The sequence below is a fragment of the Microcoleus sp. T3_A4 genome, assembly GCF_036700465.1.
GTDB lineage: Bacteria > Cyanobacteriota > Cyanobacteriia > Cyanobacteriales > Microcoleaceae > Microcoleus.
The window spans coordinates 53,480-68,461 of the sequence record NZ_JAUBOY010000002.1; the positions used below are offsets into that span (position 1 = coordinate 53,480).

The 14,982-nt window shown below is 46.6% G+C and carries 16 protein-coding genes; 7 read left to right on the forward strand and 9 right to left on the reverse strand.

Features of this window, described 5'->3' with window-relative positions:
- Positions 1 to 344 precede the first annotated feature (344 nt).
- Positions 345 to 1,592 carry a response regulator gene (locus tag QUA07_RS01475; protein WP_333321926.1) on the forward strand — a complete coding sequence of 416 codons (1,248 nt, stop codon included), beginning with the start codon at positions 345 to 347 and terminating at the stop codon, positions 1,590 to 1,592.
- Between the two features lie 240 nt (positions 1,593 to 1,832).
- Here QUA07_RS01475 and thrB read toward each other — a convergent pair whose 3' ends face one another.
- The 5 genes from thrB to QUA07_RS01500 all read right to left on the reverse strand — a co-directional run bounded on the left by thrB (position 1,833) and on the right by QUA07_RS01500 (position 5,994).
- Complete coding sequence (gene thrB, locus QUA07_RS01480) at positions 1,833 to 2,765, reverse strand: homoserine kinase (protein WP_333321928.1); 933 nt, start codon at positions 2,763 to 2,765, stop codon at positions 1,833 to 1,835.
- Positions 2,766 to 2,852: 87 nt separating this feature from the next.
- Positions 2,853 to 3,422, reverse strand: a complete 570-nt coding sequence (locus QUA07_RS01485) for a Uma2 family endonuclease (RefSeq protein ID WP_333321930.1) — start codon at positions 3,420 to 3,422, stop codon at positions 2,853 to 2,855.
- 52 nt (positions 3,423 to 3,474) lie between these two features.
- Complete coding sequence (locus tag QUA07_RS01490) at positions 3,475 to 3,966, reverse strand: tetratricopeptide repeat protein (RefSeq protein WP_333321932.1); 492 nt, start codon at positions 3,964 to 3,966, stop codon at positions 3,475 to 3,477.
- Between the two features lie 3 nt (positions 3,967 to 3,969).
- Positions 3,970 to 4,536 (reverse strand): Uma2 family endonuclease, encoded by a 567-nt coding sequence (locus QUA07_RS01495; protein ID WP_333321934.1) that lies wholly within the window; start codon positions 4,534 to 4,536, stop codon positions 3,970 to 3,972.
- A 222-nt stretch (positions 4,537 to 4,758) separates the two neighbouring features.
- On the reverse strand, positions 4,759 to 5,994 hold the full coding sequence (locus tag QUA07_RS01500; protein WP_333321936.1) for a VWA domain-containing protein: 1,236 nt from the start codon (positions 5,992 to 5,994) through the stop codon (positions 4,759 to 4,761).
- Between the two features lie 72 nt (positions 5,995 to 6,066).
- On the opposite strand from QUA07_RS01500, the gene QUA07_RS01505 reads away from it, so the two are divergent.
- The 3 genes from QUA07_RS01505 (at position 6,067) to QUA07_RS01515 (ending at position 8,305) form a co-directional block, all read left to right on the forward strand.
- Positions 6,067 to 6,726 carry an ATP-dependent Clp protease proteolytic subunit gene (locus QUA07_RS01505; protein WP_333321938.1) on the forward strand — a complete coding sequence of 220 codons (660 nt, stop codon included), beginning with the start codon at positions 6,067 to 6,069 and terminating at the stop codon, positions 6,724 to 6,726.
- Positions 6,727 to 6,954: 228 nt separating this feature from the next.
- Positions 6,955 to 7,548 carry an ATP-dependent Clp protease proteolytic subunit gene (locus tag QUA07_RS01510; RefSeq protein WP_333321941.1) on the forward strand — a complete coding sequence of 198 codons (594 nt, stop codon included), beginning with the start codon at positions 6,955 to 6,957 and terminating at the stop codon, positions 7,546 to 7,548.
- Positions 7,549 to 7,678: 130 nt separating this feature from the next.
- Positions 7,679 to 8,305, forward strand: a complete 627-nt coding sequence (locus QUA07_RS01515) for a J domain-containing protein (protein WP_333321943.1) — start codon at positions 7,679 to 7,681, stop codon at positions 8,303 to 8,305.
- On the opposite strand, the gene QUA07_RS01520 is transcribed toward QUA07_RS01515, so the two are convergent.
- Entirely contained in the window at positions 8,299 to 9,237 is a 939-nt protein-coding gene (locus tag QUA07_RS01520; protein WP_333321945.1) for a serine/threonine-protein kinase, read from the reverse strand. The two genes, QUA07_RS01515 and QUA07_RS01520, sit on opposite strands and share 7 nt — an antisense overlap.
- A gap of 527 nt (positions 9,238 to 9,764) precedes the next feature.
- Complete coding sequence (locus tag QUA07_RS01525) at positions 9,765 to 10,496, reverse strand: DUF7873 family protein (RefSeq protein ID WP_190732936.1); 732 nt, start codon at positions 10,494 to 10,496, stop codon at positions 9,765 to 9,767.
- Between the two features lie 467 nt (positions 10,497 to 10,963).
- Here QUA07_RS01525 and QUA07_RS01530 point away from each other — a divergent pair, with 467 nt between their 5' ends.
- Complete coding sequence (locus QUA07_RS01530) at positions 10,964 to 11,218, forward strand: hypothetical protein (protein WP_333321948.1); 255 nt, start codon at positions 10,964 to 10,966, stop codon at positions 11,216 to 11,218.
- 3 nt (positions 11,219 to 11,221) lie between these two features.
- Here the strand turns inward: QUA07_RS01530 and QUA07_RS01535 are convergent, their stop codons facing one another.
- Positions 11,222 to 12,115: an EI24 domain-containing protein gene (locus QUA07_RS01535; RefSeq protein ID WP_333321950.1), complete on the reverse strand. Its 894-nt coding sequence runs from the start codon at positions 12,113 to 12,115 to the stop codon at positions 11,222 to 11,224.
- 4 nt (positions 12,116 to 12,119) lie between these two features.
- Here QUA07_RS01535 and QUA07_RS01540 point away from each other — a divergent pair, with 4 nt between their 5' ends.
- Both QUA07_RS01540 and QUA07_RS01545 read left to right on the forward strand, forming a co-directional pair.
- Positions 12,120 to 12,275 carry a hypothetical protein gene (locus tag QUA07_RS01540; protein WP_333321954.1) on the forward strand — a complete coding sequence of 52 codons (156 nt, stop codon included), beginning with the start codon at positions 12,120 to 12,122 and terminating at the stop codon, positions 12,273 to 12,275.
- Complete coding sequence (locus QUA07_RS01545) at positions 12,272 to 13,063, forward strand: 2-phosphosulfolactate phosphatase family protein (RefSeq protein ID WP_333321958.1); 792 nt, start codon at positions 12,272 to 12,274, stop codon at positions 13,061 to 13,063. Before QUA07_RS01540 ends, QUA07_RS01545 begins: the two co-directional genes overlap by 4 nt.
- Positions 13,064 to 13,384: 321 nt before the next feature.
- On the opposite strand, the gene QUA07_RS01550 is transcribed toward QUA07_RS01545, so the two are convergent.
- Positions 13,385 to 14,770: a lipid-A-disaccharide synthase-related protein gene (locus QUA07_RS01550; protein ID WP_333321962.1), complete on the reverse strand. Its 1,386-nt coding sequence runs from the start codon at positions 14,768 to 14,770 to the stop codon at positions 13,385 to 13,387.
- Positions 14,771 to 14,982: the final 212 nt, after the last annotated feature.

Consider the following 14,982-nt stretch of genomic DNA (forward strand, 5'->3'; position numbering starts at 1 on the left):
TGCGATCGCCCTCAGCAGTCTTTCGGCAGAAAGCTCTGATGTACCATTAATTACGAAGGAGAAAATTTGCATTTTTGCATTGCCCGTCTAAAATTATACCTTCTAGTGATACCAGTCCCCAAAAGATATGCAACTGTAGGCAAGCTCCCAACTATTATACAGTAAATCATTCCCAATTTTTTGCTCTAAAATATAAAATCTAAAATGGTATGGGCGATTTGGGGTTTTGAGGAAGCGGGCATCGGTTGTTTTTTGATGTAATTGAACTATTTTGGAATTTTAAATCTGTCAGCGCAATTCTGGCGGTTGTATCCTAAAAAGTAATTTGTAGAGTTGGTAGAAGTATGGCAAAGATTCTGGCGATCATCGGGGATACTGTGACTTTTCAAGTTGTCCAAGAGTTACTCAGCCAAGAGGGACATCAGGTGAGAGTCGTTCCCGACGACAAGGAGGGTTTAGACTTGGCGAGGGAATTGTCCCCCGATGCGATAATTTGCGACGGGACTTCGCCTCAAATTAACTTTTTGGAGGTGTGCCGGCTGGTGAAAGCCGATGGAGAATTGGCGACAGCCTATTTTATTCTGCTGACAACACCGGAGCAATTGGATGAAATTCAAGAATTGGATGCGCCCTGGGACGATTTTCTGTTTAAACCGATAGTTAAGCAGGAATTATTGGCGCGGGTGCGCGCGTCTAAGCGATCGCACGAGTTGAGGGCGCAGTTGGCTCTCACCCAACAAGAATTGGAGCGGTCGCGCGATCGACTGCTACAAACTGAAAAAATGTCAAGTTTGGGCGAATTGGTATCAGGTATCGCCCACGAAATTAACAACCCAATTACTTTTATTTACAGCAATCTAACTCACGTCCAAAGCTACGCTACCGATTTAATTGAACTGCTGCGATTGTATCAAAAAGAGCTAGTCGAGCCCGGAGCGGAAATTCGGCAAAAACAACAAGATATGGATGTGGAATTCGTACTCGACGATTTATTAAAAATTGTGAGTTCCATGCGCACCGGAAGCGATCGCATCCGCCAAATAATCTTGTCGCTACAGGATTTTTCCCGCAGCGATCGATCGGGCTGGCAGTTATTTGATGTTTCCGACGGTTTAGAAAATACTCTGTTGTTGTTGCAGCACCGCTTGCCGGCTCGCGAGGGAAGGCGAGACATCAAGGTGATCAAACAATTCGGCAATTTGCCACAGATTGAGTGTTATGCAGGTCTGCTCAATCAAGCTTTTCTGAATATAATCAATCACGCGATCGATGCTTTGGAAGAGTCGGCTCAAGAGTTAGAGGAGTTGGAATCCGTCAAATTTAAGCCTGTGATTTTGATTACCACTCAGGTGGTCGATGCTCAGCGAATTTCGATTGAGATTGCTGATAACGACATCGCACATAGCAAAGATACCACAGCCGAAATTTCCGATCCATTTTTGGGAGCAAAACCTGCGGAACCACCCATATCATCGGGACTTGCTCTCAGCTATCGGATAATTGTAGACCAGCACAAAGGAGAGTTCAAGTGTTTTTCCGAACCGGGTAAAGGCACTAAAATTCAGATAGAGATTCCGCTGCGTCACAGTTAATTAACAGTATTTACCGTTGGTGGGGGCGGGTTTTTGAAATGGTTGGTTGTAGCCGGAAATTCTTGTGAATCCGCCCCTACAATGACTGCACTTTTTTCAGGGAAAATTTTGTAGAGGGAATGGCAGAAGTTATCGAAAAGAGAATTGAAATATGAATAATTCCATCGAGAGGGGCAACCACGGGAGATTGCCCCTACAAAACACGGTTATGTAGATGTTGTGTGTCTAGGATTGGAATAACTAAAGAGAGACTTGCGCCCCTTGAGTATCGAGGCCGATCGCCCTTACATCTGCCTTTACCCCAAATTCCATCCAAGCAGCCGCCATCGCTTTCTCAACCGCAACAGCGTTAGCCACATCCGTTAAAGCTAAAAGCGTTGGCCCGGCACCGCTAATTACCATTTCATAGGCCCCTGCATTCAGGGCAGCTTGTTGCACTGCTTCATATCCCTTAATCAGAGATTGCCGATAAGGTTGGTGAATTTTGTCTTGGAGGGCGCAGCGCAGCCAGTTTTCATTGCCAGTTTCCAAAGCCCGCACTAGCAAACCGAGGTGTGCCGCATTAAAAATCGCGTCAGCCTTGCTGTAATCTGCTGGCAAAACTTTGCGGGCTTCGGCTGTAGACAGTTCAAAATCGGGGATGGCTACCACCGGCACAATATTCGGATGCCAGGGAATATCGCAAATTTCCCAGGAACCGCTTGGTGTATGGCTAGCAGCGAGGCGACAACCTCCCAATAAAGCGGGGACAACGTTGTCGGGATGTCCTTCAAGTTCGATCGCCAATTGCATCACTTCCACTTGACTCAAAGGCTTTCCGGCTAATTCATTTGCACCGACTAACCCACCGACAATAGCTGTGGCGGAACTCCCCAAACCTCTAGCCAGCGGAACTTGCATATCTATATGTATCGCTACATGGGGCGGCGATTGGTTGAGGCGATCGTATAACTTGACAAAGGCTAGATAAGCGAGATTGCTGTCATCTGTCTTGACTTTGGCGGCTTCTTTGCCTGTAACAGTAATTTTTAGTTTCTCTGTTGCTGAGGGTTCGAGTCGGGAGAATTGGAAGCGGTTGTAGAGGCTTAAAGCGGCGCCGATGCAGTCAAAGCCGGGGCCTAGGTTGGCGGTTGTGGCGGGTACGGTGACGGTGACGGTGGAAGTTTCGGGCATTTTTTGAATAGTTAATTTGAAGTGTTTAACCGCAGATGGACGCAGATGAACACAGATGGTTTTTTGGTGTTTGTGCGATCGACTATTTTAACTGATTCCTAGAACATCTTCGTAAATTTGTGCGATCGGGCATTGGAAGTCTACGCTAGCCAAGCGAACTTCTTCGCCCTCCGCGTAAGGGTAAAGTTCCCAGCGCCCTTCTGCATTGCGCTGGTAAGATTCTACACTTATTCTTTCTTGGTTAATAACTACATATTCTTGTAAAGTTTCTAAGGTGCGGTAGTCGGCAAATTTATTTCCGCGATCGAATGCTGCTGTTGTTGGAGATAAAACTTCTACGATTAAGCGCGGGTAGCGTTTGAAATATTCCAGGCTTCTATCTCTTTCATCGCAAGTCACCATGATGTCTGGATAGTAAAACACGTCTGCTTGCTCAATTCTGGCTTTCATGTTTCCTATGTAAATTCGGCATCCTCTACCCCGAACGTGGTTTCTCAGCAGTGCAAATAAGTTGCCTGCAATTGTCTCGTGAGCATCACTTGCTCCTGCCATGGCATAAATTTCGCCTTGTCTGTATTCGTGTTTTATGGGGCTGATTTTTTCGCCTTCTAAATAGTCTTCCGGGGATGCGTAGTTGTAACTTTGGGTGGCAACCATAGTGTGTATTTCTTAAAGACTAATCATATTCTACCATGTTTTAAAAAGCCATTTATTCTTGCAGCATTTCAATGTGCTTGATAGCATCTTGATAATCGTTGGTATTGCCATCTTTTTGATAGAGTTCGGCTGCTTTTTGATAATCGGCGATCGCCCCCGGTTTGTCTTCTAAGAACTCGCGGACTCTGGCGCGGTTGTAGTAGGCGTCGCCGTAGTTGGGGTTAATTTCAATTGCGCGATCAAAATCTGCTTTAGCTGCTGGATAATCTTTGAGATTGCGGCCGTGGATGATGCCGCGTTTGTTGTAGGCTTTGGCGTAGTTGGGGTTGAGGCGGATGGCTTCGGTGTAATCGGCGATCGCCCCTTGAATATCTCCTGCTTCTGATTTGGCTAAAGCGCTGTTAAATAAGTCTTCAGCAGAATTTTTAACAAGAGTTCTTTGAACTATTAAAGCTGAAGATTCAGCAGAAACAGCAGGGGATACATTACCCAAGATACTCAAGATTCCTATAGTAGCAATTAAATTGTAAAATGATGATTTCATAATTTAGGCAAAAATTTGAGCGACAGAACAACTAAAACCGGGCAACAAAGGTGAAGTTAGTTCATCATTGCTCAACAGCGTAGCAATGAGCCTTAAACTTGCTTGTTCCCTGCGATAAACTTCTATTTGCTGCAATTGCCAATTCACAACCCAGTATTCCTGTACTCCTCGTACCGAATAGAGTCTGAGTTTCAAATCTCGATCGCGTCTATGATTGTCTGCACCGGGGGACAATACTTCAACAATTAACTCGGGTGCGGCGGTTAAATGGCCTGCTTCGTCTAGCAAGATAGCCAAGCGTTCATTGCTGGCCCAAACTACATCAGGTATGACATTATCAGCATCAGTGAAAATAAGGCCTGGATTGATGGCGGCTCGTCCCAAACCAGTAGACATCGACCAAGTATCAAGGCAAGAAAAAAATCTGCCACAAGTCTGTTGATGCCCCCAATGCGGTGCTCTAGTCATAAATAGCTCCCCATCAATAATTTCGTAACGATCGCCGTTATCGGGCAAGAGTTCTAAATCGGCGGTAGTCCAGCGTACTTTATCAGATATTGTCTGGTTCATACAAGCACTCTTAATAGGTGATACAAACATTCTAAACGATCGAGCTTCTACACGATCCAGAGCTTGAAACAATCGGCATATACTGACTTTCGCCTTTTGCAGGCGAGACTCAGAATATTGAAACCCGCCTGGGCGCGGGTTTCGTTTTTGTAGAGGCGATTTCGCATCACCAAATTTTCCGATCGCCCAATTTAAAATTATTTAAAATTTCAAATCGCCCGATTACTTCAAAATAGTTTTAGAAGCAATCCGAGTTTTCTTGCGATCGGCTTCACTCAATTGTTCACCAGATTGCAAACGAGTAGCAGAAGTTTGCAGCACAGTGGCGGCACTTTTATCGCCCATTTGCAAAGCAGTTTTAGCGGCAGTTTGCAGCATTGTCGCCGCGCCGGCGCGATCGCCCTGTTGCAATCGGGTTTCTGCGAGTTGAGTTTGGCGATATTTAGCCAAAGCTAAAATGTGCTGCTGTACCATCGGGTTAATTGCCGGCTGATAAACTTTCAGGACATTAGCAGAAACTGCAACGGGATCGGAAAGTAAACTTGAACCCACAGTCGGATCGTCGTAGCGAATTTGCAATTGCCCGATCGCCTGTGTACCTTCGGGCAACTGTCCAATATAAATATTAGCCAAAACTACTCGCTCTATATCCTTCATTAAATCTCCCAGGCGCACCATAAAACGATCGCCCTCTTGCTGTACTGGCAATTCGATCGTATCCGGGGCAACTTGGGCGATCGGTTTTAGTTCGGCTAACCGCACTTTTGGCATTAGGGAAAATAGCAAATAAGCATTAGTCAAACCTACACCTTGGACGCGACTAAACAGTTTCCCAAACTCGTCAACCGCATCTTCAGGACGCTGAATGTGAGCCAGAGCACCGCCACCAGCATCAGCAATCTTTTCCAAAATATCCTGGTTCCAGTTATCGCCAAATCCCAGAGAATTTAAAGTCATGTTGTAGTCGGCAGCCAATTTAGCCAACTTCAAACAGCGGCTGTCGTCGCCGTGTTCGTTTTCGCCGTCAGTCAGCAGAAATGCCTGAGATATAGCTTCTTTTTTACCTTTGCCCAACTCTTCAATACCTAACTTAATGCCCTCATCAATTGCTGTGCCACCGGCCGATCGCAATTGCTCAATTTGCCGTTTAATGCTGCTGGGATCTCCTACAATTTGATTGGGGACGAGGACTTTGGCTTTATGATCGAAAGCCACCGCGCAAAAGCGATCCCCAGGCTTCAACCTGTCTAGCAACCGTCCGGCGGCTTGTTTGACGGTTTCCAAGGGGCGTCCGCCCATCGAACCGCTGTGGTCGAGAATCAGGCACAGGTTTAAGGGTACGCTGGAGTCGATCGAGCTTGCCGTCGCAGACACTGAAATAGCTAGCTGGCGCTGCGTCGAGGGCGCAGCAGCGTCAAGGTTAGGGTCGTTTAAAACCGGGAGCAAACTAACTTTCATGCGGGATACCTAAAGATTGCGTTACTATTTCTTTAAGAATAGCTCCATCAGTTCAGGCAACATTTCGGTTATATGAACACACCAATTAAAGCTGTGCAATCGCCATACTACGGGGAAGGGAACTCTCGGACGCCACCTCCCGATTTGCCATCCCTGTTGCTGAAGGAGCGGATCGTTTATCTGGGGATGCCTCTAGTGCCTGCGGTAACAGAACTAATTATCGCTGAACTGTTGTTCTTGCAGTACGAAGACCCGGATAAGCCGATCAAAATCTACATCAACTCGACCGGCACTTCTGGTTACAGTGGCGAACCCGTCGGCTTTGAAACAGAAGCCTTCGCTATCTGCGATACGATCAAGTACATTAAGCCGCCCGTGCACACTATTTGCCTCGGTTCGGCAATGGGTATGGCTGCGATGCTGTTAGCGGCTGGTACAAAAGGCTGTCGGGCGAGTTTGCCCCACGCTTCGATTGTGTTGCACCAACCCAAGGCGTACACGCGGGGTCAAGCAAGCGACATTCAAATTCGGGCTAAGGAAGTGCTGGCAAATAAAGCGACGATGCTTGAGATTTTTGCAAGCTGTACTGGCCAACCGATCGAAAAGATTACTAAAGATATGGATCGGTTGCTGTACATGACGCCCCAGGAAGCTAAAGAATACGGTTTGATCGATCGCGTTCTTGAAAGTTCGGAAGAATTGCCGAAACCGCTGCCTGCAGGAGTCATCTAACTGGGAATGGGAATGGGGAATGGGTAATGGGGAATGAGGAATGGGTAATGTGGCATGAGTAAGAATTAAGGGTTAATGGCTAGTAGTTTCTACCCTGATTAGTTCTTAAATAGTCTTTTTATGACTAACAATTCCCAATTACCGATTCCCAATTACCAATGCCCGATGCTCAATGCCCGATGCCCAATTGCCCGATCACCAATTACCAACTAAACGGAGTTCCGAATTATGCCTATAGGTGTGCCAAAAGTTCCCTACAAAATGCCGGGGGGTTATGATACTCAGTGGATTAATATCTACGATCGCCTCTACCGGGAACGGATTATTTTCTTGGGCAGGGACGTTGACGATGAAATTGCCAATCAAATCATCGCTGTGATGCTCTATCTTGATTCGGAAGATTCAGGTAAGGATATTATTTTATACATCAATTCCCCAGGCGGGATGGTGTCGGCAGGCATGGCTATTTTTGATACCATGCAGCACATTAAATCAGACGTGGTGACGATTTGTGTGGGCTTGGCTGCTTCGATGGGTTCTTTCCTGTTAGCTGCCGGTGCGAAGGGGAAACGGTTAGCTTTGCCTCACTCGCGAATCATGATTCACCAGCCTTCTGGGGGCACGCGGGGACAAGCAACGGATATTCAGATTGAGGCGAAAGAGATTCTGCGACTGCGCCACCAACTCAACGGTATCTATGCTAAGAATACTGGCAAGCCGATCGAGAAAATCGAGAAGGACATGGATCGCGACTATTTCATGTCCGCTGAGGAAGCTAAGGAATACGGCTTGATTGACAGAGTGATCGAAGAGCGTCCGTAAGCTATTTTTTCGCCTCAGTAGTGCGGGCAACCCTCGCACTACAACCTAGTTCGCAATAAATTTTGGCAGAATCTTTACATTTAAGGATTCTGCCATATTTAATGGTATTATAAACGCTCATTCATGCTAGATGGATATTGCAGATTATTACCGACAGTTAGGACTGAGGTCAGGTGCGAGTTTATCGCAAGTTAAGACCTCTTATCGGCAGTTAGCGAGACAGTATCACCCCGATGTGAATCCGGGAAACGAACAGGCTAAAAATAAGTTTATTGCTATTACTGAGGCTTATAAGTTCCTGGTGAATGTTGCCCCCCACCATGTTGCGGAGTCGAAAGTTGCCAATTCAACTGTGCCGCCTACTGCGACACCGCCGGATCAGGGGGTGAAAGCTCAACCGCAGCCAGTTAAGGTGACTCGAAAAGAGGTTGCGGTTCAATCTCATACGGATCTGTCGGCGGTGGAACAAAAGTTAAAGCAAGATGCTTATTTTGAGTTGCAGCAGTTGCTGAAATATCAGAGGTTCCCGCGGGCGATCGCCTTGATTGAGGGTTTGGCCCAGCGGGTTCCCGAAGATTTGGAGGTGCGTCAGTGGCAGGCGATCGCCTATCAGCGCTGGGGACGGCATTTGATCGGAGAAAAGCAGGTTGATAAGGCGAGAATTTATTTGAAAAAGGCTGTGAAAACTGACCCTCACAATCGGGCTTTGTGGGCAGAAGTTGAGCGGGATTTTCGCCGACTGGAAGAGATTTATTGAAGCGATGTTGCGTCCCCCTTTTTCAGGGGGTCTGCGTCGTGAATTTTTAATTTTTCTAATTTTTCTAAAATAACTTGGGTATTTTCCGGTCGGTTTTCCGGTAGCGGTTCGATCAATTCGTCGATCGAGTCGAGGAGTAACGGGTCAATATCTACAGCCTGGTTCCTCCAATTAATTTTACCAGTTTTTTCATTAACGGGAAAGTCGATCGGCTCTATGCCTGTTAATAAATGTACAAAAGTACGCCCTAGGGCAAAAAAGTCCGATCGCACCCCTGCTTTACCTAGAATTTGTTCCGGTGCGGCGTATCCAGCAGAACCTATGGGTGCGGTCTCTATCTCTGCTTCTGTGGCGGCGCCGAAGTCAATTAATCTCAATTTCCCATTGGCTTCAACCATCAGGTTGGATGGCTTAATATCCCGATGCACTACATGATATTTGTGGATTTCCTGCAAAATACGAAGCATTTGTTGCAGCCAATCAAGAGCCAGCTTTTGAGAAACGTACTGTTTTTTAGTTAAGAATTCTGCCAAGTTTTCTCCGCTAATTTTTTCCATCACCAAACAAGACAATTTCTGGAAGTTATGGGGGAGTTTAATTGGGAAATAACCGTCAGGTTCGACATGGGGAACTGAACCCTTTCCGGCCAGCCAAATCAAAACTCGCGCTTCTTGCTTGAACAAGCGAACTAAATCGGGATTGTGGCTGTGTTTCAAGACTTTTAAAATTTTGACAGTTCCCCATTCGTTTTCCCCTGTTCCCAAATCTTCGACTTCAAAGATGTCTGTGGGGCGTGCGGGATTGGGCGATCGCACTGGTTTAAGGATACGATAGCGATCGGCAATTAACAAATCGGTGCGACAAGTCTGACAATTTTGAGCAGCAGTAGGATTTTCGCGTTGTTCGCATTGAGGATTGATGCAGTAAATCATACCATTTTAGATTTTAGATTTTAGATTTTAGATTGGCAATGACTGACGTTGTATCGGTTTAGAGCTTGCTTTTGCATTCTTTTTTGGGAAGTCGTATCACTTTGATTGATAAATTAGCATAAAACCCAGCAGTTCTGACCTTACTACTGGGTTTATATTTACCGCCCATTTGGGCACGCTATCACATTTAAGTCAAGGATTTAAGATTAATAGCATCGCGCTCTACCGATTGAGCTACCCCCCTGCGTTTGGTAGAGGGGGCTGGATATGAGCCAGCAACCTCGATGATGTTATTTTTTCCTGACATTCGTTTTAGCGATCGGCGGTGAATGCTGAGTTTAGAGTAATAGCTTGCTGTTGAATTTGTACGCAATGCTGCCTCTGCCAATTGGGCTACCCCCCTATTTTGGGTAGAAGGGACAGGAGTCGAACCTGCACTATCACATTTGTACGGTTTAAGTTGAAGTTTGAGTTTAAACTTGTACTCTGTTTATATCTTAAACCATAACTATCAAAAAAGCAAGCAATCAGCGAAAAATAAACTGAAAAATTCGCTCTCCCACTCTCTGTTCCTCAACTTCAGAATTGTTAGCTTCTTCGCGGGCGAACATAACAGCTTGCTGCAAGATTTCCACCCTTTGCAGCAACTCATTGATCCGCCGCGCTGGCAAAGCTCCAGAAAACTTGACAGTCCGCCAATAGCCGATCGTAATATCTTCGTAATAAACATCGACTTGAGCCGGATGGTGTTCGGTAGCTTCAGCTTTAACGTGATTGCGCGGAGTTTTAAAAGTCTTGAGAGTTTGCACCGGTTCTGTGGCCCAGCAATCTGCCGAAGCATCGAAGTTCCAAGTCTCGGAAGCATCTAAGACTGGAAGTTTTTTGATGAATGCTTGCAAATCTGCTAACTGCTTTTCAATGAATAGCAAATAGCTGACGGGAACTTGGCTCAAAAGCACGTTTCCATCTACAGTTACGTCTGCGCGGGCGCTACAATTTGTCCAATCTTTGGTTGCGGTTACGTCGAAGAGTTTGGTCAAAACTTCAGTCGTTTTGCGGATAATCTCTTCGGCTTTGACTTCAACTTTTTTAGACTCTGGCGGCAGTTGTTCGCCTTCTTCGTCTTTGGGACGGTAAGTGCGGGAGATTCCAGAAAGCACAGCGGGCTTCTGGAGAGCTTTTTGAGCTTCTGCCAGTTCTTGAACCGAGCGGCTTTTGATGCCTTTTTCGATCGCAATAATCTGATTTAAGCGTGCCATTGTTCGATTTTATTGACGCTGAACTCACATCAAGTCCGGTTGATTTTGATAATCAAATGGTTTGTCCTGTGGCTTTTAGGGCTTTGATAACTCTCCCTCCTCAGTACAAACTTCACGATCGTTCTTTAACCAGACTTGTTCATTTTGTAGTATTACATAATTCAATATAAATTACAAGCTTTTTTTTGTGCCAAGAGAACCCGCTGCTATCCCTGGTCAGCAATTTATCTCTCAAAAAATCGGCAAAATCTCTAGCCTCGCTGCCAAAGTGTAGCAAATATAACTCTTTGTCAGCGCTCCAACTACCTCTGGAGATAGATGCGGGAATCCCTCTCAGGGCGCGTTGTCATATCGGGAAATATTTCTTAACATATAGATAACAAAGGGAATCCGAGGAGACACCAAAAATCCTTAAGCCCTTGGGGTGCCCCGGTTAATCAGACTTTTCGCAAACAAGGGCTAAATCAATGAACAAGTCGCAAAACTCCGAAGTTTCAGCATTTTTGCCCATGCTCCAAAAAGGCATTTGGCTGTTTGGGATTCTCTCTTGGATATTCGGGCTGACAGATAGAACTATTGCACTATTATCTGACGGATATTTGTCGGCGATCGATATTGTCCAGCTATTTACAGCATCATTTTTCTTCATTAGCTGGCTGTTTTTAAGCCCGTTTTTGGGCCTTAACTCCCAGACTCAGCCGAAGGAAGAAGCATCTCCCTAGTTTTTAAGTTGTAATGTTAGTTTCTCGATCGCTATGAGTTTCTTCTGGGGCAAAGCGGGCAGGCCAAATGCGATCGCAAAAAAACAAAGTTCCCGCCGTCACGCACAGCGGAATCGCCAACAGATTCAACAGCGGAATGCTCACCAAACCCAAACAAACCAAACCAAAACTCCCGCTGGCCGGCAAACTCGCCCAAATTATCTCCAATTTCTCCTGAAAAGGTCGCCTGCGCCTCTCCAAAGGTGCATCTAAAAAGTCCAAACAGACAATAGTCGCGCCCAAAGCTACGCCACCCAAACTGCTAAGAATAGAGCCGACTCCTGGAATAAAATTTAGCAGCAGCAGCGGTATACCGACGCTCAACAAAATTTGTAGTTTTCGCAGTTCAAAGGCGATCGCCCTTTGAATATCCCCAAAACTACTCGCCAAATTCATTGGTGCTTCTGCGGGCAATTGACCGTTCCGCAGGAGTTCCAATTGTTCGGAAAGTTTGCCGTACCAGGGCGAACCTAAAATCACGCCAAACTGCACTAACAAAAATCCAATTATCAGCAAAAGTCCTGACACTAGGAGTACGCGCAGCAGCCAGCCAAAAGCAACTGTTAACACGCCCAGAAAGCTCAGCCAAGCTGGAAAACTCGCAATTAGAGTATTAAATCGGACGGACAAATCGGCAACCAAAACGTCTATCCCTGCCAAACTGGGAAATAGCAAGCTTAAATAAAGACCGATACCAATTATAAAATTTAGTACCACAGGAACTAATACATAAGTCCACAGCTTGGGAGTTTGCAAAATTAGCGTGAAAGCTCGCAAAGGATAGGTGAAACCTGCCAGGAGTCCAATTGGTGCGGTAATGGCGGCGTGGGCGGGATTTGAATTGAGCTGTTTTGACATATAGGTGAAGGAAGAAGGAAGAAGGAAGAAGGAAGAAGGAAGAAGGAAGAAGGAAGAAGGAAGAAGGAAGGAAGAAGGAAGAAAGCCCTTCGACTACGCTCAGGGTACAAATTCTATTATTATGACTGATGAGGATTTATCGCAGGTTGCCCAAAAGTGAAGCTTTTTATTTACCATACCCCGGAACTTACGCCAGCCGACAAAATGCCGGCTTGCGCGATCGCAGTTGATGTGCTGCGGGCGACTACGACAATGGCAACGGCCCTGAATAATGGGGCGGAAGCTGTCCAAGTTTTCAGCGACTTAGATAAGCTAATGGCCGAGAGCGAAAAATGGCCTGCAGATAAGCGGATTCGCGCTGGAGAGCGCGGTGGCGGCAAAGTTGACGGATTTGACATGGGGAATTCCCCCTTCGACTGCACGCCAGAAAAGGTGACTGGGAAGCGAATTTTTATCAGCACAACTAACGGCACTCGGGCTCTGCAGCGAGTGCAAGCTGCTGCAACTGTGTTAACGGCGGCTTTGATTAACCGCAAATCTGTGGTGCAGTTTTTGTTAAATAAACAGCCAGAAACTATTTGGATTGTGGGTTCTGGTTGGGAAGGGAGTTATTCGTTGGAAGATACGGTTTGTGCTGGTGCGATCGCCCAAAGTCTCCTGGCAGAAAGCGGTATTCCTGCGAGCGATTTTGCTGGTAACGATGAAGTATTTGGGGCTATTGCTCTTTATTTGCACTGGCAAGATAGGTTGCACGAATTGTTGGAAAGGGCCAGCCACGGTCAGCGCCTCCTCGGTTTAGGTGTTATTGAAGATTTAAAATATTGCGCGCAAACGGATACTTTAGATGTGCTGCCTGTGCAGCGAGAACCGGGAGTGTTGGTTAAGTCGGATTTTAAAATTCCTCAAGCTAATTTCTGGGTTCCATCTTCGGAAAAAACGGCGAATTAAATTTTTCTGCCAGTGGTGTAAGCTGTCGCGCATTTAAATTGTATATTCAGGGCGGGCGGGACGCCCACCCCACAAGACTTTGATTTTTTTTGACATACAATTTCAAGGCAGAACAGCTTATTAGTAAGGTGCGCGGCCCTGCACACCTACTCGAAGAACCACAATAAAATTGGTTTGCAGCATCGGAATGCAAGTCCTCATAAAAATTAGAGGACTTGCATTCCTCACTACAGACAACGGAAGTTAGTAGTTAGCCAACGAGATTTTTGTTTAAAAAGTAGAATTAAAGATATTTGGTAGGGACAAAACATTGTTTTGTCCCTAGTCGATTGCAGGCAATTGAGAATTGCTGCATTCACCGCCGAACCGCTGAATTAAACATTCGGCAATTCTGGCTGCTGCACCGGGTTCTCCCATGCGGCGCCAGCCATTTTCAGCGATTAGCTGCAACCTGTCGGGGTCGCGGAGCAAAGACTGCACGGCGCCGGCAACTTCGGCGGGATGTTTGACTAAAATTAATGACGGGCCTAACAGGCGACTTTGAGCTTCTGCAAAAGCGAAAGTAAATTGCGGGCCGTTTCCGGGAATGGCGATCGCGGGTTTTCCTAAACCTACAAATTGTTCTGTAGCCGTACCTGCCATTGCTATTGCTAAATCGGCTTCGTACAAACAATCGTTAAAACTTTGCTGAGTCAAAATCATCGTGGCGTTTCTCTGCACAAATGTCATGGGCAATAGTAAATTAGGAGATTCTTGCTGCATTTCTTGAGCGCTAGAAACAGGAGGTCGCAAAATACTTCCTTCTCGCCGCTGCGTTCTAATTTCGCCGTCTTGTCGCCAGCCGAAAAATTCTAAACTAGGTCGCAAAGCTTCTAAGTTTAACTGGGGAGAAATGGCTCCGAAAAATAACAATTTGCGATCGGCAAACAGCGATAAAATTCCGGCTACAGCCTCTACTATTAGCAGCCAATTAGCATAGGCTTCCGGCGCTCTAGAACCGGGGAGTAAGGTGATGATGAGCGATCGCTCGATTTCCCGAAACTCTGCGTCAGGGCCGTAAAAACCGGCGGGGTTTTCCGGTTCGAGTCCGTCCATCATCGGGTTTCCGAGATTGTAAGCGGGAATTCCCAGCTTTTGTAAAGTCTCGGCGGTCAGCGCGTCCCTGGCAAAAACGGCCCGACAGCGCGATCGAGTCATCAACCAGCGCTCCCAAGGCAAATAAACCGATCGCGACCAATTCCACCCACCAAAGACCCTGGATTTGCGAGCCAGAGGCCCGTCCTCGTCCCGCAAATAATACTCGGACTTGGCAGTACCGACAAAGGCATAGGGCGCGCCACTGAGCCAAGCAAACAGCAGCGGTACAATATCCCCGCAGGCTAAAATAACGCCGTCTTGATTCCCAGACTGTTGTTGGGTCCGCACCCAAGCGCGGATGGCTTTAAACTGAGCGATTGTCAACTGCAGCAGGCCGCCTTTGACATCGCGCAAAAATTCCCTCCCGTCCATGTAAATAAAGCCGCCCGAAGGCATCCGCTGCACCGGGCCGATGATGCGGGCGTTTTCTAGTTGAGCGAAAGCTTGCCCTTCACCCACTAGCGGAAACACGGCTAATTCTGGCGGATGCGGGTGCTGTTGCAGTTCCTGCAAGATGCGAAGGGCGATCGCGTCTTCTCCGTGGCCGTTACTGAGGCAAAGTAATTTCAATCCCAACTCTCTCAAAAACTGTCTCTCATATTATCGGGCATTGGGCATCGGGCATGGGGTATGGGGCATGGGGCATGGGGCATTGGGCATGGGGCATGGGGCATTGGGCATACCTCACTTTTTTGAGAACTACTATATAGCGGAAAAAATGAAGTAAGTAGACCCGCACGAGTCGGGGACTTTTTGGTAAAATAGCAGATGAAACTCCTATT